The sequence below is a fragment of the Jeotgalibacillus sp. 10bf12 genome (genome assembly GCF_055597105.1).
On the sequence record NZ_CP200276.1, the window covers coordinates 2,178,032 to 2,203,657 of the forward strand.

The window sequence follows — 25,626 nt, forward strand, 5'->3', positions numbered from 1 at the left end:
AAGTTGATGGAACCGGTAAAAAAACTAACTAGCAATATTACACCTCTTGACCGGATTAATGTAGATACCGATCAGATTATACCAAAGCAGTTTTTAAAAAGAATTGAGCGTACCGGATTTGGTCAGTTTCTCTTTTATGGCTGGCGCTTTAATGACGATGGTACACCTAATCAGGATTTTGTATTAAATGAGCCTGCTTACAAAGGGGCTGAAATCCTGGCAGCAGGGGAAAACTTCGGATGCGGCTCTTCACGAGAGCATGCACCGTGGGCACTTCAGGACTATGGCTTTAAGGTTATCATCGCTCCGTCCTACGCAGATATTTTCTATAATAACTGTGTGAAAAACGGGATCCTTGCCATCAGGCTTGAAGAAGCAGATCAAGTCATCCAGGCAGGAAAAGATGGAAAGGCAGCTACTGTTGATCTTGAATCACAAACTGTAAACTGTGATGGAAAGACCTGGCACTTTGAAATTGATCCCTATTGGAAACAGATGCTTTTAAACGGCTGGGATGAAATTTCAATTACATTCCAGTATAAGGATGCCATCAGTAAATACGAAGAATCGCATGTCTAATTACAATGAGAGGATGATCAACTTGGGAATTTCTATAACACGAGCGCATTATTCGACGCAGCAGAAGAACTAAGCAGTTATGTACACAGAACGCCATGCAAACAGTCTGAAACACTGAATAAAATGACTGGACAGCAGGTATGGATGAAGCTTGAAAACCTTCAGAAAACAGGATCTTTTAAAGTCCGTGGGGCAATGAATAAAGTATCCTCACTGACAGAGCTTGAATGTAAAAGAGGTATTATTGCAGCATCAGCAGGCAACCATGCTCAGGGCGTTGCACTTGCCGGTAAGAAAAAAGGGGTGGAAGTGACAATTTTCATGCCACTTACGACACCTGAGACAAAGGTAAATGCAACACGTGAATATGGTGCTGAAGTTGTGCTGACTGGCGAATCTTTTGATGAGGCCTATGCCGCTGCCTGCAAAAAGCAGGAAGAAACAGGTGCAGTATTCATTCATCCATTTGATGATCTGAAAATCATTGAAGGGCAGGCAACCGCTGCAATTGAAATGATGCAGCAGTGCCCGCACCTTGAAAGAGTGTTTGTACCGGCAGGCGGAGGCGGGTTGCTTGCAGGGACTGCACTTGCAGTGAAAGCGCTGAAACCATCTGTAAGGGTGATCGGTGTTCAATCTGCATCAGCACCTGCCATTGCAGCTTCATTCTTTGGACAATCCAGCAGTGAAGTGCCGTTTTTACCTACAATTGCTGAAGGGATCAAAGTGAAATCACCTGGTAAACTGACAACATCTATCATTAATAAATATGTTGATGATATGGTAACAGTAACTGAAGGTGAGATTGCAAAAGCCATCCTGTTCATGCTTGAAAGAGAAAAGATGATGGTAGAAGGAGCAGGCGCAGCAGGTATCGCAGCGCTTCTCAGTAATACGTTGTCTTATTCAGGTCAGACAGGCGTTATTGTAAGCGGCGGAAATTTTGATGCAGCTAAACTCGGTAAATGTATTGAATTAGCCGGGGAAGTGAAGGAACCTAAGCGCAAGTTGATTATTTAACGAAAAACCCCCAAAAGCCTTTAAGCGCTTTGGGGGTTTTGTTTTAAAATTCTTTTTCGATTTTTCTAGAGCTCTTATACTGCTTAAAATTGCCGGTAGCGATACGTTTTTTTGTTTTACTTTCTATACGCGTATTGCATTCATCGCATAAATAAGTATGGATCGGCCGGTTGCGGAGCTTTTTGGCAAGTGGGCTGAAATCTTCGATTGATTCAATTTTGTCGCATAAAAAACATTTAACTCTCATGTCAAAGCTCCTTTTTCTATGGCTTTGCTAAAGTTGGCTGTTGATTGCAGCGAGAGGGGGACGCTTTCCGCGGACGAACGCTCAAGCCTCCTCAGGCAGAAGAGCACTGCCTTCCGGGGTCTTTCACGATCGTTTTTCCGCAGGAGTCGCCCCCTTACGCTCCAATCACCAGCTGTGCAAAAAAATAAATACCTTTAACAAAGCTTGATCTATAATGGTAAAGTCATTATAACATGTAGCAGGCAGGAACTGTTAAGTGAAGAAAATCTGCTGTATAATAAATCAAAAAAGGGAGTGATTTCGTGGCAAACAGAGTTGAAGACCACCTGACACCTGGATTGTACGAGGAGTTTTTACATGAACGGTTTGTTCAGCTTGCGACAGTGGATGCACAAACCGGCGGCACAAATGTGGCCTCTCTTTCCTGGGTTCATGCTAAGGATGAATCAGCACTTATATTCGCTGTGGACCATCGTTCAAGGATCATTCAAAATATCGATAAACAGCCACTGTGTTCACTTTCGATTATTGCAGGGGGAAGCACGTATTCAATCAGTGGGAAAGCCTATGTGGTTGGACAGTCCTCAGCCGATGTACCGATTGGTCTTTCGATCATCCGTCTGGATATTGATGAAGTGAGAGATGTCATGTTTTATGGCGCGAAGATTGTCACTGAACCTGCATTTGCTAAAACGTATGATGAACAGGCTGCGAGAAGCCTTGACGAGCAGGTTATGGAAGAATTAAAAAAGCACTGATACGAGATCAGTGCTTTTGTCATTAAGATAATGTGATTTTACGTACATGTGTTATCGGATTGTCTCTGTTAGAACCATCTTCAAACAAAATATGAACAGGACCGTCTTCACGGAGCGGCTTACCGTCTTTTGAAAAAGCCATAATCAGTTCACCGGCTTCTTCAATTGTAAATGAATGAACGCCTTCTGAAGTAGAAATCATTACTTTTTCTGCGTCTTCTTCAGGTTCGGCATTCTGTATAAACGGCTTCATTTTGATACCGAAAGTTCCGTTCAAAAGCTTTTCTTTTTCATAACGTTTTTTTGATTTTGATGCGGGCTTAGGAATTTCAGCGCCTTCTTTAATTTCTTTGGAAAAATGTTCTGCAACAGCTTTGGAGTATTGCTCAATTTCATCAATCTCCACACGTTCTTCGTCAAAATAAGTCGTTAAATCGATTTTTCTTTCATCAAATATCCATACACTTGGGTCAATGGTAAGCTGAAATTTAACCCGGCCGGTGATTGGTATAATGTCGCTCATGATTTTATCCCCCTTTTATCTGTCTATTGAGTATACATTGGATTGCTAAAAGTGTCACATCTGGGAAACGTGCCAATTGGACAAGTCACTGCTTGCAATTTCGTCGATAAAACGCTACACTTTAGGTTAAGCAGATATGATGTGTGGCACGAATAATGAATGGATTGGGGGGATCAGTGTGACATCAGAAATGAAGATTGACCATCGTGAAAAAGCCTATGAGCTTTTACGTAAAGACGCCGAGAAAATAGCGCAGCTAATCAAAGTTCAAATGGATAACTTAACGATGCCCCAGTGTCCATTGTATGAAGAGGTATTAGATACGCAAATGTTTGGGTTATCCCGTGAAATAGAATTTGCCGTCAGGCTCGGGCTTGTGGATGAAGTGGATGGAAAGACATTAATAGACTCGCTTGAAAAAGAAATGTCTGTGCTCCATGACGCTTTCACCAATAAATAACTTAACCACTCAAACAAACTTTTCAGATTGTTTGAGTTTTTTTATATCAAAAAAAGAGGATTTTACACATTTCCTGTTGAATAAATATACAGATGGGACTGATAAGGATGTCGATCATTCTGAAAAGAATGTTCAGGTCTTACGATTATTCATTGATGGCTGTATACATACTCTTAGGAATTTTCGGGGTAGTCATGGTTTACAGTGCAGGAATGGTGTACGCAGTAGAAATCCTTGACCAGAGCCCGGATTACTTTTACACCAGACAACTTAGAAATTTAATCATCGGAGTCATTCTGTTTACTGTAATGGCACTCGTACCATATAAGCTCTATCAAGAAGGGTTTATATTAAAATTAATTTTCGGTCTGATGTTTGGTCTCCTAATCGCAGTACATATAATCGGATCTGAAGTCAATAACGCGCAAAGCTGGATTATGCTACCCGGATTCCAGCTGCAGCCTGCTGAATTTGCAAAACTCGGAATGATCGTGTATCTTTCAGCAGTTTATGCAAAAAAACAATCGTACATTAACGAGTTCAATAAAGGGGTAATGCCGCCGATCATCATATTGGTATTTGCATGTTTTCTTATTGCAGCTGAACCGGATTTTGGTACAGCATCCATTGTATTTGCAATCGGTATGAGTGTGATCGTTGCTTCAGGTATGAAAGTGAAAAGTATGCTGAAGCTTGCGGGGCTGGCCGGTGGTGTGATCACATTGTTTACCGGTATTATATACTTATTTAACCGCAACACTTTCACAAGTATTTTTTCAGAAGAAAGACTTGGGAGAATTGCCGCTTATCAGGATCCTTTCGCACATATCAGTGATAATGGCTGGCAGCTTGTCGGTTCATATTATGCGATTGGAAATGGTGGTCTGTGGGGCACCGGGCTTGGTCAGAGTATTCAGAAGCTTGGGTTCCTGCCGGAGCCGCACACTGACTTTATTATGGCAATCATTGCAGAGGAACTTGGGGTATTCGGTGTAAGCTTTGTGCTGCTTGGGCTTGCCTACATCGTATTGAAAGGAATCATGATTGGACTCAGATGCAGGAATCAATTCGGGAAAATGCTCGCAATTGGTATTTCAAGCATGATTGGGATTCAGACATTTATTAATCTTGGCGGCATGTCAGGGTTGATCCCGATAACGGGTGTTCCACTGCCATTTATAAGCTATGGCGGATCTTCACTTATCCTTCTCTCATTATCTATGGGTCTACTTGTAAATGTATCCATGTTTGTGAAATATGAAGAGAAGTACTTTGCAAAAGAAAAACAGCCTGTGCCACAAAAGAAAAGTAAAGCATCTACAATGAATGAGAAAAACACAGCAAGATTGTATCGCTAGAAGTTTGACATCGTAGAGGAGGATCATTATGAAAAAGATTAAAAAAGTGTTGGTAGCAAACAGAGGAGAAATTGCAATCAGGGTGTTTCGTGCCTGTACGGAATTAAATATCCGTACAGTCGCTGTTTACTCTAAAGAAGACAGTGGGTCATTCCACCGTTTTAAAGCAGATGAGGCTTACATAGTAGGAGAAGGGAAAAAGCCGATTGATGCATACCTTGATATTGAAGGCATCATCGAGATCGCTAAGCGTGCAAACGTTGATGCAATTCACCCGGGGTATGGCTTTCTTTCAGAGAACATTCACTTTGCAAGACGCTGTGAAGAAGAGGGGATTACATTTGTAGGACCGACTTCTGAGCACCTTGATATGTTCGGGGATAAGGTGAAAGCAAGACAGCAGGCAATCAATGCAGGAATTCCGGTTATTCCGGGTAGTGAAGGACCGGTTGAAAGTCTTGAAGAAGTAGAACAGTTTGGAGAGCAGCATGGCTTTCCTTTCATTATAAAGGCATCACTTGGCGGTGGCGGTCGCGGCATGAGAATTGTCCGTTCAGCGAGCGATGTAAAAGAATCATATAACCGTGCAAAATCAGAAGCAAAAGCAGCTTTTGGTAACGATGAAGTGTATGTAGAAAAATTTATTGAAAACCCTAAACATATTGAGGTCCAGATCCTTGGAGATCAAGAAGGTGAAATCATTCACCTGTATGAGCGTGACTGTTCAATCCAGAGAAGACACCAGAAGGTAGTAGAGGTTGCACCGTCAGTTTCACTTCCTGAAGGTCTGCGTGATGAAATTTGTGATGCTGCAGTAAAGCTTGCAAATAACATATCTTACGTGAACGCAGGAACGGTTGAATTCCTGGTAGCAAATAATGAATTTTTCTTTATTGAAGTTAATCCACGTGTTCAGGTTGAGCATACAATTACTGAAATGATTACAGGTGTTGATATTGTACAATCACAGTTAAAAATCGCTGAAGGTCATACACTGCATAGCCGCGAAGTTGGTATTCCAAAGCAGCATGAGATTCAGCTGAACGGTTTTGCGATCCAGTCACGTGTGACTACAGAAGATCCGTTAAATGGCTTTATGCCTGATTCAGGACGTATTATGGCTTACCGTTCCGGTGGAGGATTCGGGGTTCGTCTTGATGCGGGTAATGGGTATCAGGGGGCAGAAATTTCAGCTCACTATGATTCACTATTAGTGAAGGTTTCCACATGGGCACTGACATTTGAACAAGCTGCAGCTAAAATGGTCAGAAATTTACAAGAATTCCGTATTCGCGGAATCAAAACAAATATTCCTTTCCTTGAAAACGTAGTGAAGCATGAGAAGTTCTTAAGCGGTGAATATGATACATCATTTATTGATCATACGCCTGAACTGTTCCTTTTCCCGAAACGAAAAGACAGAGGAACGAAAATGCTCGCATATATCGGTAATGTAACAGTCAATGGATTCCCCGGTATTGATAAAGGTGAAAAGATTGACTTTGGTAAGCCGAGAATTCCAAAAGTCAATCTGCTTGAAGAACCGCCTTCAGGAACGAAGCAGATTCTTGATGAGAGAGGCGCAGATGGACTGAAGGACTGGGTGAAAGAACAGAATGACGTACTCGTTACAGATACGACATTCCGTGATGCGCACCAGTCACTGCTCGCTACACGCGTCAGAACAGTAGATCTTAAAAATATTGCAGATGCATCTGCACGTATGCAAAGTGACCTGTTCTCATTTGAAATGTGGGGAGGAGCTACATTTGATGTTGCCTACCGCTTCCTGAAAGAAGACCCGTGGATGAGACTGCTGACACTGAGAGAGAAAATTCCAAATGTGATGTTCCAGATGCTGCTTCGTGCATCAAATGCAGTCGGTTATAAAAACTATCCGGACAATGTTATACAGGAATTCGTTAAGCGCTCTGCATATGCAGGAATTGACGTCTTCAGAATTTTCGACAGCCTGAACTGGGTTGAAGGAATGGAAACAGCGATCACTGCTGTCCGTGATTCTGGAAAAGTGGCTGAAGCAGCGATCTGCTATACAGGTGATATTCTGGATCCGACACGTACTAAATATGATACTGATTACTATAAAGCCCTAGCAAAAGAGCTTGAAAATCAGGGCGCTCATATTCTGGCGATCAAGGATATGGCAGGCTTACTGAAGCCAGAAGCTGCCTACCGTCTGATTTCGGAGCTGAAGGACACTGTTGACCTTCCGATCCATCTTCATACGCATGATACAAGCGGAAACGGTATTTTCCAATATGCACGTGCGATTGAAGCGGGTGTGGATATTATCGATACGGCGCTTGGTTCAATGAGCGGACTGACATCACAGCCAAGTGCAAGCTCACTTGCTTATGCAATGAAAGGCAATACAAGACAGCTGAAGCTGGATGTTGACCATTCAGAAACACTTTCTCATTACTGGGAAGATGTCCGTAAATATTACGCACCATTTGAGAGCGGCATGAACTCACCGCACTCTGAAATTTATAAGCATGAAATGCCTGGCGGTCAATACTCCAACCTTCAACAGCAGGCAAAAGCTGTAGGGCTTGGCGCACGCTGGGAAGAAGTAAAAGAAATGTACGCACGGGTAAACCAGATGTTTGGTGATATTGTAAAAGTTACACCATCATCTAAAGTAGTCGGTGATATGGCTCTATTCATGGTTCAAAATGATCTTGATGAACAGTCAGTCATTGAAAAAGGATATTCAATCGACTTCCCTGATTCAGTGATCGAACTATTCTCAGGCTATCTTGGACAACCGCACGGCGGCTTCCCTGAAGATCTGCAGAAAGTGATTCTGAAAGGAAAAGAGCCAATTACTGTCCGTCCTGGAGAGTTAATGGAGCCGGTTGACTTTGATAAGCTGAAAGAAGAGCTGTTCCATGAGCTTGGAAGACCAGTAACGAGCTTCGATGCACTTGCTCATGCACTATATCCAAAAGTGTTTAAGGAATTTACTGACACTGCTGCTCAATTTGGAGATGTATCAGTGATTGATACACCAACATTCTTCTACGGTATGAAACTGAATCAGGAAATTGAAGTTGAAATTGAAACAGGTAAAACACTGATTCTGAAGCTTGTATCAATTGGAGAAGCAAGAGCGGATGGAACACGTGTCCTTTATTTTGACTTAAATGGTCAGCAACGTGAGATTGTGATTAAAGATGAAAGTATCAAGTCCACAGTTGCTGTGAAGCAAAAAGTAGACCCGTCAAATCCTGAAGAGCTTGGTGCTACAATGCCCGGAACAGTCATTCAGGTAGTTGTATCAGTCGGAGATCAGGTTGAAAAAGGTGAACACCTGATTATTACTGAAGCGATGAAGATGGAAACAACTGTACAGGCGCCGTTTGATGGAACAGTTGAAGAAGTCTTTGTGGAAAGCGGAGAATCATTGTCTCCTGGAGACCTTATGATTAAACTGAAAAGAGACAACTAAATAAAGTAAAAAAAAAGAAAGTTGAGCTGCGGCTCAACTTTCTTTTTTACTGTTTATTTTGCTTCTTGATATCAGTAGTATAAAGTAACTGAGTAAACCGAACAGAAGTGAAATAATTAATGCATGTGATAATGCGATCAACAGGTTCAGCTTAGTTACAACGACAAGCGCACCTGTGACAACCTGCAGTGTTACAAGGGTTAAAGCGATAATCCAGCCGTAATAAACAATTTTCTGATGTTTATAGTTTCTGATCGCAATAATCGCGACATAGATAATCCAGATGAAAATAAATGCAGCAGCCATACGGTGTCCCATCTGAATCCACTGAATGGAATTTAATGATAGATTACCTGGAGCTGAGTTTACGCAAAATGGCCAGTCAGGACACGCAAGACTTGCTTCAGTGTGTCTGACAAATGCACCGGAATAAACAACTGCAAAAATATAAATCATTAATCCGTAAGTATGAAACTTGATCCTCCGGTCGATGACCAGCTTATAAGCATCAAACTTTTTATCAACCTCAAATATCAGAATCGTTAAAAGGAGAACAGCTGCAAAAGATATAAGGGAAATCCCGAAGTGTGCAGCGAGTATGATATCCGAGTGTCCCCAGACTACAGCTCCTGCCCCAAGCAGTGCCTGCAGCATTAAAAAGAAGAAAGCAAGGATTGCGAGGAAGTTTGTCTCTCTGATATGCCCCATCGCACGCCATGACCAGATGGAAAGCGCCAGTACTAAAAATCCTGCTCCTGCTGAAACAACTCTGTGAGAGAGCTCAATAATCGTTTCTATTTCTAACTGATCCGGGATGATCTGACCGTGGCAGAGTGGAAAGGACTGTCCGCATCCCTGTCCGGAATCAGTTTTTGTTACTAGTGCGCCGCCTAACAGAACAAGCAGCATGACAAGAGTCGTAACAACCCCTAAAAGTTTTAATCCCTTTGATTGCAAAAGTTTCACCTTCTCATTTAATTCTCTTTAAAGTACCTGATACTGAATGAAATACTCGTAATGTCTATTATGGTACAGATTAAACGTCAGGTGTACCTTTTTTGTGTAAAAAACTAATATTGTTCAGAGGCTAAGACAAATAATTTTCACATAGCAAAACTATATAAAAATAATTCATATCACGTATTAGTGTAAAAAGATGTGAAGGAATTGTTACATTTATTTAAATGCATTATTTCAGAAGTTGTCTGAATTTCATTTTAAATATAGAAATCATGTTCGCTATCCTTTATAGTAGATGTAGTATGATGTATTAGCAAGTTTGGAGAGGAGGGGAAAGTGTGTCAAATAGTCGAGTTGTGTCGGCTGTAAAAGAGGCAGATTTTTCTGGAACAACTGCTTGGAAGGATTTCCTCGCTCTGATTAAAATCGGTATTGTAAACTCGAATCTAATAACAGCGTTTACCGGATTATGGCTTGCGCTTTATTTTACCGATACTTATTTTCTTGGCTCAATTGATGTAATGCTTCTCACATTAATCGGATCATCACTTGTTGTTGCGGGCTCTTGCAGTATTAATAATTACATAGACCGTGATATCGATCCTTTAATGGAAAGAACAAAAAACCGTCCAACTGTAACAGGACGTGTTGCACCTTCAAGAGCGCTTGGTCTTGGAATCGGTTTCGTCATTTTTGGTGAAATTATGCTGTTCATGACAACGCCAATGGCCGGTCTGATCGGATTGTTTGGTGTGTTCAGTTATGTCGTCCTGTATTCAATGTGGACGAAGAGAAAGTATGCAAGTAACACAATTGTCGGGAGTATTTCTGGAGCAGTTCCTCCACTGATTGGTTGGGCAGCGATTGATCCTGGTCTTGGCGCTATACCATTTGCATTATTTCTGATGATGTTTGTCTGGCAGCCGCCTCATTTTTATGCAATTGCCATGAGAAGGGTGGAAGAATACCGGGCTGCAGGAGTGCCAATGCTACCTGTGGTAAAAGGGTTTGCGAGAACGAAGCTGTCAATGCTTCTATGGGTTATTGCCTTGTTCCCGCTGCCATTTTTATTGCCTTCACTTGGTACCGCTTTTATCGTACTCGCAACCGTGCTGAATATCGGCTGGCTTGTGCTTGCGCTTAAAGGCTACAAAACAAAAGATGACCATAAATGGGCTACGATGATGTTCGTATATTCATTGAATTACCTGACAATTATGTTTACAGGTATGGTTATTCTTACATTCATTTAGGGAATTCTTTCTTTAGAGAAATCCATATAAACAATCTCCATCAACAAGAATATTCGAATGAAAGAGGGGTTTAAAAAAGCTATGAAAAATGGGCTTAAGAAATGGCGTTTTCTGCCGCTCGTAGCGGCAATGGCGTTTATTCTTTCCGGCTGTGGAGAGCCGTTTCTGTCAACGCTTCAGCCTGCGGGTGAAGTAGCACAGAAGCAATTCAACCTGATGATTCTGAGTGTAGTAATCATGGTTCTGGTAATCATCGTTGTAGCAATCGTATATGTTATTGCTGTTACTAAGTTCCGCCGCTCAAAGCTGGGTGAAGACTTTATTCCAAAGCAGGTGGAAGGAAGTCACAGACTGGAAGTAATCTGGACTGTTATTCCTATTATTCTTCTTCTAATCCTTGCAGTACCTACTGTTGCACTGACTTTTGAACTTGGTGACACGTCAGGAATGGAAGTTGAAGATGAAGATGGAAACAGAGAAGCACTTGTAGTAGATGTGCGTGCAAATCTTTACTGGTGGGAATTCTCATATCCTGATCAGGGAATTGTAACTGCACAGGATCTTGTTGTACCAACAGATCAAAATGTTTACTTTAATGTAATCGCTTCTGACGTTAAGCACTCATTCTGGATTCCTGCAGTTGGAGGAAAGATTGATACAAACGTTGATAATATGAACACATTCTACCTGAACTTTGATGGTGAAAAAGCACAGGATGCTAATAACCTGTTCTATGGTAAATGTGCTGAGCTTTGCGGACCTTCACATGCTTTAATGGACTTCAAAGTACAGACAATGTCTCAGGAAGACTTTGACGGCTGGGTTGCAGCAATGCAGGAAGCTGGAGGAGCTGAAGGAGAACCGGAGTTTGAAAATGAAACAATCGCAAGAGGTTATGAAGTGTTTAGTGACAATCAGAATGGATGTATCGGGTGTCACGCTATTAATCCGACACAGCAGATTGGAACCTCACAGGGACCTAACCTGACAAACTTTGGTGAACGTTCTTACACAGCAGGAATCCTTGATAATGAGGATTCAGAAGAAGTACAAGCTGAAAACATCAAAAACTGGATCCGTAACGCGGATGCTTTAAAGCCGGGTAACACAATGGGCGCTTATAACGAAGATGATATCTCAAATGAAGATCTCGATGCACTGACTGAATACTTAATGAGCTTAAAGGTTTACACTGAATAATTTGATTTTTAAGGGAGGTATACTTAGTGAGTACCGTTGCTGAAAAAAGAGGTTTCTTAGCAGTCCTATGGGACTACCTCACAACGGTCGACCATAAGAAAATCGCCATTCTCTACTTAATTTCCGGCGGATTTTTCTTCCTGGTTGGCGGTATAGAAGCAATGCTGATCCGTATTCAGCTTGCGGTTCCTGATAATGATTTTGTGTCAGCAGGACTATACAATGAATTACTTACCATGCATGGAACAACAATGATCTTTCTAGCAGCCATGCCGCTATTATTTGCTTTTATGAACGCAGTCGTACCATTACAAATTGGTGCGCGTGACGTAGCATTCCCGTTTCTGAACTCACTTGGGTTCTGGTTATTCTTCTTCGGTGGAATCTTCCTTAACCTTTCATGGTTCCTTGGCGGAGCACCTGATGCAGGATGGACTTCATACGCTTCACTGTCACTTGCATCACCTGGTCATGGGATTGACTTTTACGTATTAGGTCTTCAGATTTCAGGGGCCGGTACATTAATTGCAGGGATTAACTTCCTTGTTACCATTATCAACATGCGTGCGCCTGGTATGACTTACATGCGTATGCCGCTATTTACATGGTCAACATTCGTTGCATCTGCACTGATTCTGTTTGCATTCCCTCCACTGACTGTGGGACTTTTCCTGATGCTGTTTGACAGAATGTTTGGTGCGAATTTCTTCGATGTAACAATGGGAGGAAACACGATTATCTGGGAGCACTTATTCTGGATCTTCGGTCACCCGGAAGTATACATACTGATCCTTCCGGCGTTTGGTATTTTCTCTGATATTATCTCGACATTCTCGAAAAAGCGTCTGTTCGGTTACGCTGCGATGGTATTCGCAACAGTACTGATTGGTTTCCTTGGATTCATGGTATGGGCGCACCATATGTTCACAACTGGTCTTGGACCAACTGCGAACGCAATCTTTGCCGTAGCAACAATGGCAATTGCCGTTCCTACAGGGGTTAAGATCTTTAACTGGCTTCTTACAATGTGGGGCGGAAGCATCCGTTTTACAACGCCAATGCTTTATGCTGTAGCATTTATTCCTTCATTCGTTGCCGGAGGTGTTACAGGGGTTATGCTTGCATCAGCTGCAGCTGACTACCAGTACCACGATTCTTATTTCGTAGTTGCTCACTTCCACTATGTAATCATCGGTGGGGTTGTGCTGGGACTACTTGCAGGTACACATTTCTACTGGCCGAAAATGTTCGGTACAATGCTGAATGAATTCCTTGGGAAAATTACTTTCTGGTTATTCCTGATTGGTTTCCACGGCACATTCTTTATACAGCATTTCCTTGGGCTAATGGGTATGCCAAGACGTATCTGGAAGTTCCTTCCTGGACAGGGTCTTGACTTATTCAATATGATCAGTACAGTAGGCGCATTTTTCATGGCGCTTGGTGTAATTGTACTTCTATACAATGTCGTGATTACACAGATCAAAAATGTTCGCGTTGGAAATGACCCTTGGGGGGATGGACGTACGCTTGAATGGGCGATTCCATCACCACCGCCATACTATAACTTTAAGCAGCTTCCACTTGTGCGTGGACTTGATCCACTTTGGATTGAAAAGATGGAAGGTCATACTGAAATGACACCGGCTGAGCCGCTTGGTGATATTCATATGCCTAACAACTCATTCATTCCATTCGTTATGTCTCTTGGACTATTCATTGCAGCATTCGGTGCGATGTACCAGGTGGACTGGAGAGCTTCTGACGGTGCAGATTATGTATGGTCAATTCCGGTTCTGATTATTGGGATGCTGATTACAATCGGTTCTATGGCTGTCCGTTCATTGAAAGATGATCACGGTTACCATATTCATAAAGAAGAACTAATGGACGATCATGATAAAGGGGGTAGGGAGTAATGGATATGAATCAAAAATACACGGCTCGTACGTGGCCTGAATCTCCTGAAAAAACTACCCTTGAAGGTAAAAACAAATTTTTAGGATTTTGGCTCTTCCTTGGTGGAGAAACAGTTTTGTTTGCTTCATTATTTGCAACCTACCTGGCTTTAAAAGATAAAGTTCCGGGTAGTGATCACTATCTCGCAGCAGATATGTTTGCACTGCCGCTTGTCTTTATAATGACAATGCTTCTTTTAACATCATCACTGACAAGTGTCTATGCAATGTATCATATGAAAAACCATAACTACCAGAAGATGCAGACATGGTTACTGCTTACAGTTCTGCTTGGTCTGGCATTCCTTGGTTTTGAAATTTATGAGTTTTATCATTATATTCATGATTACGGTCATACATTTACAAGCAGTGCATTCGGTTCAGCCTTCTACACACTTGTTGGCTTCCACGGAGCGCACGTTGTAGTAGGACTTGGATGGTTTATTCTTCTGCTTGTTCGTAACGCCAAGCGTGGACTGAACCTTTACAACGCACCGAAGTTTTTTGTCGCTTCACTATATTGGCACTTCATTGACGTTGTATGGGTATTCATCTTCACGGTTGTATACTTAATGGGAATGGTGGGATAAACTCATGGCACATGAATCTACTTCAGCGAACCCTAAAGTCAATTATGAATACCGCCGCAGAAAAGCACGCGATGAAATGCGCGGACAGGTAACATCTTTTGCAATGATGATCTTTATGACATTTATTGCATTTATCATTGTCATCGCAGATTTTGATAAGTTTTATGCATTCCCGATTCTGCTTGTATTAGCAGCAGCTCAGGTTGTGCTTCAGCTTTACTACTTCATGCACATGAGTCATAAAGGACATGGGACAGCAGCACTTTTCCTATACTCCGGTGCATTGATTGCATTTGTTACCATTTTGACTTTCCTGACGATCGTCTGGTGGTAATCTCTTAAGGATCGGCATATGCCGGTCCTTTTTTAAATGCGATCGTTCATGAACTTGTCATCTGACTGCATTGAAGTAAAGATGTCTTAGGCTTATAATGAAAGAGATGAGACAGGAGTATTCAGAAAGGAAGGTGCCTGATGTCGATCAGTATATTTGGATTCCAGGCTCTGTGGAGTCCTTACTTTTTTATCAGCCTGACAGTGTTAACCATCCTGTTCTTTTTATTAGCAACTAAATGGAGACATAAGCTTCAGGATTCAAGACCGATCACAAGAAAAGAAACGGTTTTGGTACTTATTGCAGTATTAACGATTTATATTATTAAAGGATCTCCGGTCGATGTATGGGGGCATATCCTGTTTTCAGTTCATATGATTCAAATGGGTATTTTCTATTTATTGATTCCGCCTCTTCTGATAGCCGGTGTGCCGAATTATATGTGGAAGGCATTGTTAAATCTTCCGGTTATTAAACCGCTTTTCAATTTTTTTACTAAGCCTTTGATTGCACTGATTTTATTTAATGGAGCATTTTCTTTTTATCATATACCGTTAATTTTCGATACGATTAAGGTGGATATGGTACTCCATTCAGTTGTAACAGGTGCGATCTTTGTCTTCGCATTCTTAATGTGGTGGCCGCTTGTCAACACACTTGAAGGTGAGTATAAGTTGAGTGGAGTTAAGAAAATCGGGTATATTTTTGCTGACGGGATCTTATTGACTCCTGCATGTGCATTGATTATTTTTGCGAATAACCCGATGTATAATACTTTCTTCAATGGAGGAGCATGGCTTGAAGCAATGGCGCTATGTGTCCCTGCTGCTACGCTTCAAAGTCTGAGTGGGCTTGGCATTACCGGTCCTGAACTGTTTACAAACATGCAGCCGCTTGAGGATCAGCAGGTAGGCGGCGTAATTATGAAGATCATTCAGGAAATTATCTACGGTGTTATTTTGGCCCAGGTATTCTTTGAATGGTACAGAAAAGAAAGATCAGAAGAGGATGCACTTAATGCATCTTTATATGCAGCAAGAGAACCAAAAACTTTATCGTGATGACACAGAAAGAGGATCTAGACGATGACATTACCGATCTTACCAACATTAAGTACAATTTTTATTGTAACCAGCGCAGTGCTTGTCGCAATTGGCTGGGCGCTTGTAAGAAAAAGAAAAATTGAAGCGCACAAAAAGACGATGTTTGCTGCAGCCATTGCAGCTCTAACATTTTTCATTATTTATATGAGCAGAACAATTTTTGTAGGGAACACTGCATTTGGCGGTCCGGATGATATGAAGATCTATTACACTGTATTTTTAATTTTTCATATTATCCTTGCAACGACTGGTGCAGTATTCGGACTTGTAACGATTTGGCTTGGATATAAGAACAGGATTAAAAAACACCGTAAAATCGGACCTGTTACTTCAGTTATCTGGTTTGCAACTGCCACTACGGGTGTAATGGTTTATCTGCTGCTGTATGTTTTGTACGATGGTGGAGAAACTACTTCTGTTATTAAAGCCATACTCGGAACGTAATCATATTACACATAAAAAGCGCGCCAAGTTCCGGCGCGCTTTTTTGTATGCAGATTAAAACTTGAAATCCATTTTGAAAATACCTGCTTCTCTTGCTGAGTTGAAAATGATCAGAATCAGTGGCCCTATAATGAATCCGAGGATTCCAAATAACTTTAGACCGATAAACATGGCGATCAGTGTAGCAAGAGGGGAGAGACCAATATGTGTCCCCATGACTTTTGGTTCCACTGTTCTTCTGATAACCAGCAGAATGACAGCTAATATCGCAAGCTGTGTTCCCTGCTCAATATCACCCGTGATCAGCTGGAAAATAGCCCATGGAGCAAGGACGACAATCGAACCGATAATTGGGATCAGATCGATCAGCCAAATAATGATCGCCATGACAAGCGCAACTTCCGGAGCAATGATGTAAAGCCCGATTAAAGAACCTCCAAGTATTAATAAACTTACTAAAAACTGAGCCTTGGCAAATCCCCAAATGACTTTTGACAGTCTTGCAGTCATAAAGCGTACCTTTTCAGCCGTCTGGTCTTTGAAATGCTTATAAATATTTTTTCTGATTGCCGGCAGATCCAGCATAATTAAAAATAATGCAATGAGATAGACAAGAAAGCTGACAAGGTAATCAGGTATGTTTGTAATCATACCGGTGACACTTTCAGCATTAATTGAATTTGTGATGCTTGTTCTAAAGTCGTTTATAAAGTTATTGATTTCCGTACTTGTCTGTTCCATTACCTGCGTAGGAACCTGGGCAAAAGTAACGGCCATATCATTTTCAACTGTTTTCCACCAGACTGCGAGCTCATTAATATAATCCGGTGTATTTTCAACAAATTGAATCGCCTGACCGATTAATTTCGTTACAGCTATGTACAGAAGAAAGCCAATTGTACCAAGGAACAGAATAAATACCGTCCCGACAGACAATTTCCTGTTAAATTTAGTTTTACTTTCAATCAGCTTTACCAGCGGATCCAAAATAAGTGCTGTAATGAGAGCGGCAATCAAAGGAACTGAAACGGGTAAAATAAAGTAAATCAACAGTAATACAGCAATCACAACGATTGTTGTAATAACATTCTTTTTGGTAAATAACTTGTTCAACGCCGGTCCCCTTTCAAAGATCTAGTGGTTATTCAGAGGATGTTCAACTGCTCTAAGGGTTCAAAATAGCAGCTATATATAAAAATAAAGAGCCATTATACCATGGCTCCTGCCCATTAGATGGCGATCTTTGCAAGATCCTCATAAATGGCAATTAAGATTTTTTCACACGTTTGTACAAGGTGTTCAGGAAATTCTTCACCTTCACCATATTCAACACCATGCGGGTAATAATGTTTACCAAGCAGTGGTGTAAGCAGCTTTACATCAGCATCACTTGAGCCGATATCTCCTTTTTCAGTGTATCCGAAAATACGAAGGTAGAAAGTACCTTCTCTGATCTCGAACTTTCTGTCATATGTAACACGTTCCCAGTCCCATTGGCCTGCACGGATCATGCCATGTTCATTCATTACATCTTCTAAAGGATCAAATTCGATTAATAAAGATTCTAATCCAGTATTTTCAAAGCGCATTTGAAAATCTCCTCCTGTAAACCAGTTTTAATAATAAGTCGTCTCATGCTTAATAATAGTCGAAACAGTAAGAAGTTGCAATTATGTCATTCATTAATTTCGTGATATTTGTGGCAAAAGCATGACAGTTGATATACGGTCTCTTGCTATTATTATCACCTGATCCTATGTATAATATAGATAAGAGATAAAAAGGGGGGACACAGATGAAGGCAATGATCAGAATAGGCGTAGTCATATTAGTCATATTCCTCATTGGCTTTTACAATGGTCCTACTTTTCAGGAGAATGAAGAGCTTGAGAACGAACCGTTTAATGTAGATTCCAATGAAAATGCTGAAATCCCCGCCTCAGAGGGCCTGACAAGACCTAAATCAGGTGTTTCTGTTTATATTGGTAAAGGTGTAGAGAGCTTAACCTCGGAATATGGTGAGCCTGAAAGAATGGATCCTGGCAGAAATGGACTGACCTGGTTAATTTATAAGGTGGAAAGTGGTTATATGCAGGCAGCAGTGAAAAACGATGAAGTTAAAGCGTTATTTGTGATGGGAGATGCTTATGACAGCACGCCTTATTTCTCAGGTCAGTCTGTTCAGGAAATTTACCAGTTCACAATGATCAACAGTGAAATTATCGTAGAAGATGATGGCAGGGTATATCAGCTTGAATTAAGTGAACAGGACCTTCATACACGGCTTCTTGTTCAATTTGAAAATATCTACGCACAGCTGATGATTGATACAGTTTCTAACAGTCTGATGGGTGTATATTATCTGGATAAAGAGACACTGCTTGATCAGCAGCCTTATGAAGGTTCAGTTGAAGGTGGACCGCTTGCAGATCAGGATCAGCTCATTCTTGATGAAGTGAATAAAGCAAATGAGCGTCAAATGTTTGATATTGTAAATTTTATCAGGGGGAAAAACGGGCTGAATGAACTGATCTGGGATGATCAATTGGCAGAGGCTGCGAGAGATTTAAGTCAGACGCGCGAACAGTTGTCATCAGAGTCATCTGAGGAATCGTCAGGTTTATCAGACCGCCTGGATATACTGGACAGGAATTATAAGTCAGCAGCTGAAAATACAGCCTCACAGTATTATCTTACACCTGCAGTGGTGCATGGGTGGCTGAATTCAGAAAGTCACCGCAGTACAATGCTGGATGATACATTTACTCATACCGGTTCTGGTGTGTACGGCAGCTATTATACTCAGGACTTCGTTCAATTTGATGAACCGGATGTTCTGGATGAAGAAGACGATTTATCAATGCAGAGTGAATAATATGAAAGGGTGAGACTCAATTGTCTCACCCTTTCATCTATTTTCGGTCAATCATAAAAAATGAACCAGTTGCATGCGCGGCTCTTTTACCTTCTGCAGTTTCAACCCATCCTTCAATCACCATACTCTTGCTCCCGTGATGAATGACTTTGGCGAAAGCCTGTATCGTACCTTCCTGAATAGGAGCAGTATAATGCAGATTAAGCTGGCTTGTGACAGCAGCTTTAGTGGGAGGGGCAATTTTATTGGCAAGCGTGCCCATTGCAGTATCAATTGCAGTGGCTGTAATACCACCATGCATGATGCCAAGTGAATTGTGTACAATCGGTGTAACAGGCATCGTAATGGTTAATACTTCTCCATCATAAAGATGCTCCATTGCATACATTGCACTTACATAAGAAGTGGCGAGCCCCTGTCTTTTTGTTTCAAAGCCTTTTAATACCTGTTCAATAATACTTTTTTCATCATCATTTAACTGATCAATACGCAGTTGATTAAGTGTGTTCATCGTCTGCCCCCTTTAACCATTCAATTCATTTTACCATAAAATATAAGATGAACATGAAGAGGGGGAGTCGTATGAGTAACAACGAGCGCTTAGAGGCATTTAAGCTTTATTTAAAAAAACATCCCGATCTTGTAAAGCAAGTCAGGAGGCAGGAAAACTCGTGGCAGGGATTATATGAGGAATGGCTGTTGTTGGGAGATGATAAAGCTCCCGGTATTGAATTTGAACAGCTCTTTTCAAGTGTAAAAGAAAAAATACAGCATTTTGATCCATCACAGATTGAAGAATACTCAAAAAAGCTTCAGTCAGGACTGGATTTTTTTCAGGAAATGCTGAATCATTTTAATCGTGAAAAAGATCAGGAAGATGATATTTTAATGAAACAGTGGAAACAATAAGGGATTCATTTACTGTATTTCATGTTATGATAAAAGTGGAGGTGCGAATATGTTAGCGACAATGGAAAGAATCCAGCTGCTTGATGCGTCAGATGAGCTGTCTGAAGTGATCCTGCACTCAGAAACATTAGAAAATTATTACGAGAAGTACCGCACTTTAAAATCGTCCACCACGTCGATGGATAAAATATATAAGTTTAATGCACTGAAGGAATTATACGAAGAAGTTCAGCGCTTCGGCAGATATCATCCCGATTACAGCAGAGTCATGAAGGAAATCCGTGAGACAAAACGGGATATGGATATGGACCCGAACGTTGCACAGTTCAGAGTGGCTGAAAATGAGTTACAGCAGTTACTCGATGAGGTAAGTGCGCTGATTGGCCATGCAGTATCTGAAAACGTGAAGATTCCTACCGGGAACCCATTTTTTGATTCTCAATCCGGCTGCAGCGGAGGCTGTGGTTCAGGCGGGGGCTGCTCATGCTCAGCGTAATAAAAATGACGGAATGCGATTAAGCATTCCGTCATTTTTTTAATCATTTTTCAGTAATTGCATTGCGATGTCAGGGCGGTCGGTAATAATGCCATCTGCACCAAGGCCAATCAGACGGTCCATTGTTTCAACATCATTAACAGTCCAATACTCAACCTGGATGTTCAGGGAAGTTAAAAATTCAATAAACCCTTTTGAATCAAGGGGAATTGATTTATGTTTAGTCGGGATCTGAATCGCATCAGTATTTGGGTGATATAAATGCCCAAAGCCACTGCGATATAATGAGAATGCTTTTCTTGCTTCACTTTCACCGGCACCGATTGCTACACGGTCCTGGGAATAAAGAGAGAAGCGGTCAATCTGCTCATCATAAAAGCTTGTAACAAGCACTCTGTCCTGAACGCCAACCTTCTCAATCAGACGCCATAATTTTGAAGGCATCAGACTTCCTTCATAAGTATCCGGATCTTCTTTCATATCAATATTAAACAGCATGTCAGGGAACACTTCAAATGCTTCTTTCAGACTAAGCACGACTTCGCCTTTATCTCTGTATGTCTGTTCACCCTGAAGGTCTCTGAAATGATAGCCAAGATCAAATTCTTTCAGTTCAGCAAGCGTATAATCAGCTACTCTGCCGGCACCGTTTGTAGTGCGATCGATAAACTGATCATGGAAAATGACCAATTCTTCATCTTTTGTCATACGGATATCAACTTCAAATCCGTTCACACCGAGTTCAGCAGCCTGCTTGAATGCTGCAAGTGAGCTTTCTGGTGCTAATGCCGCACCGCCTCTATGAGCAAATACTCTTGGTTTTTCACCTTCAAAAAACGTTTTAGTTTGTCTTTTAGCCGGTTTTGATGTCATTTTGGTACCTGCCCAGATCGCTGCACCAGAAGCAGCAAGAGCAAGTCCGATATTAGTCTTCTTTCCCATTAAGAATCCTCCCTTATACAAATATTTCACATTTTAATGTTAGCACGCAGGCGTTTGGTTCACAAACATTAGCTCACCTGAAACGGATACAATCATTGCAGAGGTTGCCACAGCAGAACATTTTTTCCTGAGGAACATAAAAGCGGTGCCTGTAAACCCATTCACCATCCAATGCTCTCACAAAAATTGTTTCGGCATTCAGACGTTTACCTCGCATTGCCCGGACTGCACAACGTTTTATTTTTTGTTCGATTTCCTGCCGGTCTGCTTGCAAAGTTTGAATATACAAAAATGGAATCCCGGCAGATTTTCTCCATTTAGCATTTACAATTCCGGGTTCTTCACTTAAAAGAGAGATAAACCGCTGCCAAATTTCATTCACATCCATATAAGCGCTTCCTTTCGTTGCCGGAAAGGCATACTATATGCTACAATTTTGTGTAAGAATAACGAGTGAGGTAATGACTATGCTGACAGAGCGTCAAGGATTAATCGTATGGCTGCACAGCTTAAAGCACGCGAAAACGCTAAGGCGCTTTGGGAACGTGCATTACGTATCAAGGAAAATGAAGTATGTATTATTATACTGCAATCAGAGTGAAATTGAAAAATTAACAGAAAAGCTCTCAAATTACTCATACGTAAAGAAAGTTGATGTGTCACTGAGACCAATGATTAAAACAGAATATGAGAATGCAAGACCGGATAAAGCTAAAGAGTACGATTACAAAATGGGTCTTTGACAATTAAAAAAGGCGGGCATAAGCTCCGCCTTTTTGTGTCTTAATAAGATGATGAAAGTGGTGCGATGTAATGGTTCATCCTTAAGATGCCGACCAAGTGTTGAAAATACAGCTCTTTTTCGCCGAATGCGACTGAGGGTTGTACCTCCAGATGAACGATTGGAATACCTGCCTGTTCAGCAGCTGCTTCAATTAATCTTAGTCGTTCAGAAGGCTTTTCAAGATCCGGAATGCCTTCAGTGGAAATATAGATTGCCTGAAAATTGCCCATTTCAGTTTTTTTCATAATCAGCGCCGGAGAGACAAGCTTCTTATCACTCATCTTTGTATGGAATACCGCAAGCCTCATTGCACGATCCTTATTATATTTAATTAAATCAAGTAATTCATATACATCAGCGTAACCTTCACCAAGTTCAATAAAACGTTGAATCATCCATTTCACCTGCTTTATTTAATTTAATCACCAGCCCTTAATGTATCATATGTTTCAGAAATATGCTTTCAGTAAAAGAATATAAAACCGGGGTGATCGCTATGCATATTGCAGCAATTGTAATTGTACTATTACTGGTCATCATTTATTTTCTTCCTGGCAGTAAAAACGAAACAAAAATGAATGACGAAGGATGGCTCGTGACAGCGATTGTCACAGCGTTAGTGACTTATGGATTCATTGAGCTTGCCAGGGCAGATGAAATGAATGAGATGTCACTGCAGGAGCTCAAAGAGACATTAGCTGAAAATGAAAACCTGCCTGACCTTGATCAGATTATTCACGAAATGGGAGTAGAAGACTTCGCAGCTGACCTGCCTGATTCAGGATAAGTTATGTATTACATTTTAATTTAAAAGACTATAAGGTACCCTGTTTGAATAAGAGTGAAGCATTCAAAGAGCATGAGACTATTATGTCTCATGCTCTTCCTTTTTTGGAAAGCTAAGTTATAGGTTAGGTTATGTCTGGTACTGCTAAGCTGATGATTCTCGCTGCAGGATTCTCTTCGTCAGGAAGGGACGTGTGAGGCATGGCAGAAGCCTGCTGGCTCAACGCACGGCTGCAGAAAGCGTCTGCCTCACTCAGCAATCATCACCTGACTTTAATAAAGCCTTTTGAAAAAACAACGTATCTCATGGCGGTTCACAGTCAATTATGGTAGCATAGGTACGAAAAGTGTCACACCTTATCAGAAATTGACAAATTGACATGAGAGATTGTGGTGAGAATATGAGAATTATTTCAGGGGATAAAAGAGGAATTCACCTGCAGGCAGTACCCGGCACAAATACAAGACCAACGACTGACAAAGTAAAAGAGGCTATTTTTAATATGATTGGTCCATACTTTACTGGCGGTAACGGATTGGATTTATTTGCCGGCAGCGGAAACCTTGGACTTGAAGCGTTAAGCAGGGGTCTCGATCATATGATTTTTGTGGATAAAGACCGCAAAGCATTTCAGACAATTCAAGCAAACATACAGAAATGTTCGTATGAAGATCACTCGGAGTTATACCGAAATGATGCAGAGAGAGCTTTGAAAGCGGTTGCGAAAAGAGAGCTGCAGTTTGAGTGCATCTTTTTAGATCCTCCTTATAAAAATAAACAGCTGGAACTATACCTGGCATTTATAGATGAACATCAGTTGCTGAGTGCTACCGGGGTTGTCATGTGTGAGCACGATGCAAACACTAAAGTACCTGAATCAGCAGGCGCGCTTGTTCTTGTTAAGCACGAACTTTATGGTACTACAGGTATTTCGATTTATAAAAGAGAGGAAGAAATTCATGAAGCGTAAAGCAGTATGTCCGGGCAGCTTTGACCCGATTACACTTGGACATTTAGATATTATTTCACGCGGGGCGAAAAATTTTGATGAATTACATATAGTTGTACTAAATAATTCTTCAAAAAAGCCTGCGTTTTCAGTTGAAGAGAGAATGGATCTGATCAGATCAGTCACTAAGGATATTCCAAATATTAAAGTGGACTCTTATCAGGGGTTACTGGTAGATTATGCAAGAGAAGTCGGGGCTAATGTTATCATCCGCGGCTTACGTGCAGTATCCGATTTTGAATATGAAATGCAGATCACATCCATGAACAGAGTGTTACATAACGATCTTGAAACCTTTTTTATCATGACTAATAATCAGTACTCATTCTTAAGCTCAAGCATTGTAAAAGAAGTGGCACGTTACGGTGGAAATATTTCAGAGCTTGTACCGCCGGAAGTAGAAGAAGCATTGAAACAAAAATATCTGATGAAATAAAGCCCTGGCTAATACCGGGGCTTTTCTTTGTATCGAAATTGTATTAATATCACGGCGCATATGAACAACACGATTACGGTCAAGATTTGTGAAAAATTAATCCCTATATCAACAGGCGCCATGACATCCGCTGCAGGAAGTTTGTCTGCTTTGAAAGGAAAGAAAAGTTGATGGATCATAAAAATAACCGGTGAAATGATCATATGAAAGAGCCTTGAAACTAAATAGGATCGATAAGTAATCGGCAGCTGATCAATAAAAGTGATGACCTGCATATGTATACATAAACCACTAAAAGACACCATCGCAAGAACAATGACAGATGCTGTGTAGGGGTCTGAAAAACGAACCGCTGCCTCAACTCCGTTAGAGAGCTCCATGACACCAGCGATTAAAACCTCCATCTGCTCAGCTTTAAGTCGATCTGAAAAAGAGCTTAGAAGTTGTTCAAGTAATTCTATACATACTGAAAAAAAAGTAATCAATCCGCCAATGATAATCAGCTGTTTGACTGACACTGTGACGGATTCTCTGAACAGAGAGAGATAATCAGCCTTTGACTGGTCAGGTGGGTTCCTTTCTAATGAGGGCCCTTTTATCAGTCTCCCGGCTGCAATTCCAATGATCACATTTCCACATAGATGACACAAAAACAGAATGATTCCTAATGTAGGCTGATTCATCAGTCCACCCGCAACTGCACCAATGATAAACATGGGGCTTGCGCCATTTGTATAACAAATCAGACGCCTCGCATCTGTTATACTGATTTTATGATTTTTAAGTAAATCAGCAGTCATTTTTGCACCAATTGGAAATCCTGATAAAGACCCGGCAATGAAAACAAGTGCCCCCTGACCTGAAACATTAAATAATGGTTTCATAACTGGTCCAAATAATCGGGCTAACAGATTAACCCATGGTATAGCGGGTAGCATAGCAGTTAATACAAAGAATGGGAAAAGTGAAGGGAAGATAATATCAGCAAATAATGTCATGCCAGTTAAGGCAGCTTCAATTGTCGATGTTGGTGAGGAGAGCATAAATATAAAAAACAGTAAAAACATAAATGACACAATATGCTCTTTAAATTTCATTAAATCGGCTCCATTGCAGTGTGATTAGTTCT

The 25,626-nt window shown here is 41.1% G+C and carries 29 protein-coding genes and 1 pseudogene; 20 read left to right on the plus strand and 10 right to left on the minus strand.

Translation table 11 applies throughout. The features are described from left to right. Nucleotides 1-6 precede the first annotated feature (6 nt). Nucleotides 7-579, plus strand: coding sequence for a 3-isopropylmalate dehydratase small subunit (leuD, locus tag DH10bf12_RS11310; protein WP_471735394.1), 573 nt, complete (start codon nt 7-9; stop codon nt 577-579). 81 nt (nt 580-660) lie between these two features. Beyond that, a pseudogene (locus tag DH10bf12_RS11315) lies at nt 661-1,599 on the plus strand (threonine ammonia-lyase); the annotation flags it as partial. 43 nt (nt 1,600-1,642) lie between these two features. Here the strand turns inward: DH10bf12_RS11315 and DH10bf12_RS11320 are convergent. Continuing rightward, a complete protein-coding gene (locus DH10bf12_RS11320; protein WP_039808648.1) occupies nt 1,643-1,846 on the minus strand; it encodes a YlaI family protein in 204 nt (67 codons plus the stop codon). Between the two features lie 302 nt (nt 1,847-2,148). Between DH10bf12_RS11320 and DH10bf12_RS11325 the strand changes: the two genes are divergently transcribed. Next, nucleotides 2,149-2,604 carry a pyridoxamine 5'-phosphate oxidase family protein gene (locus tag DH10bf12_RS11325; protein WP_471735395.1) on the plus strand — a complete coding sequence of 152 codons (456 nt, stop codon included), beginning with the start codon at nt 2,149-2,151 and terminating at the stop codon, nt 2,602-2,604. Between the two features lie 22 nt (nt 2,605-2,626). On the opposite strand, the gene DH10bf12_RS11330 is transcribed toward DH10bf12_RS11325, so the two are convergent. Beyond that, a complete protein-coding gene (locus tag DH10bf12_RS11330; protein ID WP_471735396.1) occupies nt 2,627-3,127 on the minus strand; it encodes a peptidyl-prolyl cis-trans isomerase in 501 nt (166 codons plus the stop codon). Between the two features lie 178 nt (nt 3,128-3,305). Between DH10bf12_RS11330 and DH10bf12_RS11335 the strand changes: the two genes are divergently transcribed. From DH10bf12_RS11335 to pyc, 3 genes are all read left to right on the plus strand, one after another. Continuing rightward, a complete protein-coding gene (locus tag DH10bf12_RS11335) occupies nt 3,306-3,587 on the plus strand; it encodes an Fpa/YlaN family protein (RefSeq protein WP_404408945.1) in 282 nt (93 codons plus the stop codon). 116 nt (nt 3,588-3,703) lie between these two features. Continuing rightward, nucleotides 3,704-4,945, plus strand: coding sequence for an FtsW/RodA/SpoVE family cell cycle protein (locus DH10bf12_RS11340; protein ID WP_471738228.1), 1,242 nt, complete (start codon nt 3,704-3,706; stop codon nt 4,943-4,945). Nucleotides 4,946-4,973: 28 nt separating this feature from the next. After that, the gene (gene pyc, locus DH10bf12_RS11345) at nt 4,974-8,417 is read left to right on the plus strand and encodes a pyruvate carboxylase (RefSeq protein WP_471735397.1); all 3,444 of its coding nucleotides are present in this window, start codon (nt 4,974-4,976) and stop codon (nt 8,415-8,417) included. A 33-nt stretch (nt 8,418-8,450) separates the two neighbouring features. Here the strand turns inward: pyc and DH10bf12_RS11350 are convergent, their stop codons facing one another. Beyond that, the gene (locus DH10bf12_RS11350; protein WP_471735398.1) at nt 8,451-9,374 is read right to left on the minus strand and encodes a COX15/CtaA family protein; all 924 of its coding nucleotides are present in this window, start codon (nt 9,372-9,374) and stop codon (nt 8,451-8,453) included. Nucleotides 9,375-9,715: 341 nt separating this feature from the next. Between DH10bf12_RS11350 and cyoE the strand changes: the two genes are divergently transcribed. From cyoE to DH10bf12_RS11385, 7 genes are all read left to right on the plus strand, one after another. After that, nucleotides 9,716-10,630: a heme o synthase gene (cyoE, locus tag DH10bf12_RS11355; RefSeq protein WP_471735399.1), complete on the plus strand. Its 915-nt coding sequence runs from the start codon at nt 9,716-9,718 to the stop codon at nt 10,628-10,630. Between the two features lie 81 nt (nt 10,631-10,711). Then, nucleotides 10,712-11,830, plus strand: coding sequence for a cytochrome c oxidase subunit II (coxB, locus tag DH10bf12_RS11360; RefSeq protein ID WP_471735400.1), 1,119 nt, complete (start codon nt 10,712-10,714; stop codon nt 11,828-11,830). A gap of 26 nt (nt 11,831-11,856) precedes the next feature. Then, a complete protein-coding gene (gene ctaD / locus DH10bf12_RS11365; protein WP_471735401.1) occupies nt 11,857-13,749 on the plus strand; it encodes a cytochrome c oxidase subunit I in 1,893 nt (630 codons plus the stop codon). After that, on the plus strand, nt 13,749-14,378 hold the full coding sequence (locus tag DH10bf12_RS11370; protein WP_471735402.1) for a cytochrome c oxidase subunit 3: 630 nt from the start codon (nt 13,749-13,751) through the stop codon (nt 14,376-14,378). Before ctaD ends, DH10bf12_RS11370 begins: the two co-directional genes overlap by 1 nt. A gap of 4 nt (nt 14,379-14,382) precedes the next feature. After that, the gene (gene ctaF / locus DH10bf12_RS11375) at nt 14,383-14,712 is read left to right on the plus strand and encodes a cytochrome c oxidase subunit IVB (RefSeq protein WP_039808668.1); all 330 of its coding nucleotides are present in this window, start codon (nt 14,383-14,385) and stop codon (nt 14,710-14,712) included. A gap of 140 nt (nt 14,713-14,852) precedes the next feature. Further along, nucleotides 14,853-15,773: a cytochrome c oxidase assembly factor CtaG gene (gene ctaG, locus DH10bf12_RS11380; RefSeq protein ID WP_471735403.1), complete on the plus strand. Its 921-nt coding sequence runs from the start codon at nt 14,853-14,855 to the stop codon at nt 15,771-15,773. 24 nt (nt 15,774-15,797) lie between these two features. Beyond that, a complete protein-coding gene (locus DH10bf12_RS11385; RefSeq protein ID WP_471735404.1) occupies nt 15,798-16,259 on the plus strand; it encodes a DUF420 domain-containing protein in 462 nt (153 codons plus the stop codon). 54 nt (nt 16,260-16,313) lie between these two features. Here the strand turns inward: DH10bf12_RS11385 and ytvI are convergent, their stop codons facing one another. Continuing rightward, on the minus strand, nt 16,314-17,372 hold the full coding sequence (gene ytvI, locus DH10bf12_RS11390) for a sporulation integral membrane protein YtvI (protein ID WP_471735405.1): 1,059 nt from the start codon (nt 17,370-17,372) through the stop codon (nt 16,314-16,316). Nucleotides 17,373-17,488: 116 nt separating this feature from the next. Continuing rightward, on the minus strand, nt 17,489-17,848 hold the full coding sequence (locus tag DH10bf12_RS11395; RefSeq protein WP_471735406.1) for a YugN family protein: 360 nt from the start codon (nt 17,846-17,848) through the stop codon (nt 17,489-17,491). 206 nt (nt 17,849-18,054) lie between these two features. Here DH10bf12_RS11395 and DH10bf12_RS11400 point away from each other — a divergent pair, with 206 nt between their 5' ends. Further along, nucleotides 18,055-19,134, plus strand: coding sequence for a CAP domain-containing protein (locus tag DH10bf12_RS11400; RefSeq protein WP_471735407.1), 1,080 nt, complete (start codon nt 18,055-18,057; stop codon nt 19,132-19,134). A 37-nt stretch (nt 19,135-19,171) separates the two neighbouring features. Here DH10bf12_RS11400 and DH10bf12_RS11405 read toward each other — a convergent pair whose 3' ends face one another. Then, nucleotides 19,172-19,645 carry a PaaI family thioesterase gene (locus DH10bf12_RS11405; RefSeq protein ID WP_471735408.1) on the minus strand — a complete coding sequence of 158 codons (474 nt, stop codon included), beginning with the start codon at nt 19,643-19,645 and terminating at the stop codon, nt 19,172-19,174. Between the two features lie 71 nt (nt 19,646-19,716). Here DH10bf12_RS11405 and ylbD point away from each other — a divergent pair, with 71 nt between their 5' ends. Together ylbD and DH10bf12_RS11415 are read left to right on the plus strand one after the other, a co-directional pair. Next, nucleotides 19,717-20,043 (plus strand): spore coat protein YlbD, encoded by a 327-nt coding sequence (gene ylbD, locus DH10bf12_RS11410; protein WP_471735409.1) that lies wholly within the window; start codon nt 19,717-19,719, stop codon nt 20,041-20,043. 49 nt (nt 20,044-20,092) lie between these two features. Further along, nucleotides 20,093-20,539: a YlbF/YmcA family competence regulator gene (locus DH10bf12_RS11415; RefSeq protein ID WP_471735410.1), complete on the plus strand. Its 447-nt coding sequence runs from the start codon at nt 20,093-20,095 to the stop codon at nt 20,537-20,539. A gap of 39 nt (nt 20,540-20,578) precedes the next feature. On the opposite strand, the gene DH10bf12_RS11420 is transcribed toward DH10bf12_RS11415, so the two are convergent. Together DH10bf12_RS11420 and DH10bf12_RS11425 are read right to left on the minus strand one after the other, a co-directional pair. After that, nucleotides 20,579-21,481 carry a glycerophosphodiester phosphodiesterase gene (locus DH10bf12_RS11420; protein ID WP_471735411.1) on the minus strand — a complete coding sequence of 301 codons (903 nt, stop codon included), beginning with the start codon at nt 21,479-21,481 and terminating at the stop codon, nt 20,579-20,581. A gap of 73 nt (nt 21,482-21,554) precedes the next feature. Next, nucleotides 21,555-21,869, minus strand: a complete 315-nt coding sequence (locus DH10bf12_RS11425; protein WP_471735412.1) for a hypothetical protein — start codon at nt 21,867-21,869, stop codon at nt 21,555-21,557. A gap of 79 nt (nt 21,870-21,948) precedes the next feature. Between DH10bf12_RS11425 and DH10bf12_RS11430 the strand changes: the two genes are divergently transcribed. After that, nucleotides 21,949-22,224, plus strand: a complete 276-nt coding sequence (locus tag DH10bf12_RS11430; RefSeq protein ID WP_471738229.1) for a YlbG family protein — start codon at nt 21,949-21,951, stop codon at nt 22,222-22,224. Nucleotides 22,225-22,264: 40 nt separating this feature from the next. On the opposite strand, the gene DH10bf12_RS11435 is transcribed toward DH10bf12_RS11430, so the two are convergent. Continuing rightward, nucleotides 22,265-22,660: a DUF7147 family protein gene (locus tag DH10bf12_RS11435; RefSeq protein WP_471735413.1), complete on the minus strand. Its 396-nt coding sequence runs from the start codon at nt 22,658-22,660 to the stop codon at nt 22,265-22,267. Between the two features lie 101 nt (nt 22,661-22,761). Between DH10bf12_RS11435 and DH10bf12_RS11440 the strand changes: the two genes are divergently transcribed. The 3 genes from DH10bf12_RS11440 (at nt 22,762) to coaD (ending at nt 24,497) form a co-directional block, all read left to right on the plus strand. Then, nucleotides 22,762-23,052, plus strand: a complete 291-nt coding sequence (locus DH10bf12_RS11440) for a hypothetical protein (protein ID WP_471735414.1) — start codon at nt 22,762-22,764, stop codon at nt 23,050-23,052. Nucleotides 23,053-23,452: 400 nt separating this feature from the next. Further along, nucleotides 23,453-24,022, plus strand: coding sequence for a 16S rRNA (guanine(966)-N(2))-methyltransferase RsmD (gene rsmD / locus DH10bf12_RS11445; protein WP_471735415.1), 570 nt, complete (start codon nt 23,453-23,455; stop codon nt 24,020-24,022). After that, nucleotides 24,012-24,497 (plus strand): pantetheine-phosphate adenylyltransferase, encoded by a 486-nt coding sequence (gene coaD / locus DH10bf12_RS11450; protein ID WP_471735416.1) that lies wholly within the window; start codon nt 24,012-24,014, stop codon nt 24,495-24,497. The genes rsmD and coaD overlap by 11 nt, the downstream gene beginning before the upstream one ends. Nucleotides 24,498-24,505: 8 nt before the next feature. Here the strand turns inward: coaD and DH10bf12_RS11455 are convergent, their stop codons facing one another. Further along, complete coding sequence (locus DH10bf12_RS11455; protein ID WP_471735417.1) at nt 24,506-25,594, minus strand: nucleoside recognition domain-containing protein; 1,089 nt, start codon at nt 25,592-25,594, stop codon at nt 24,506-24,508. Nucleotides 25,595-25,626: the final 32 nt, after the last annotated feature.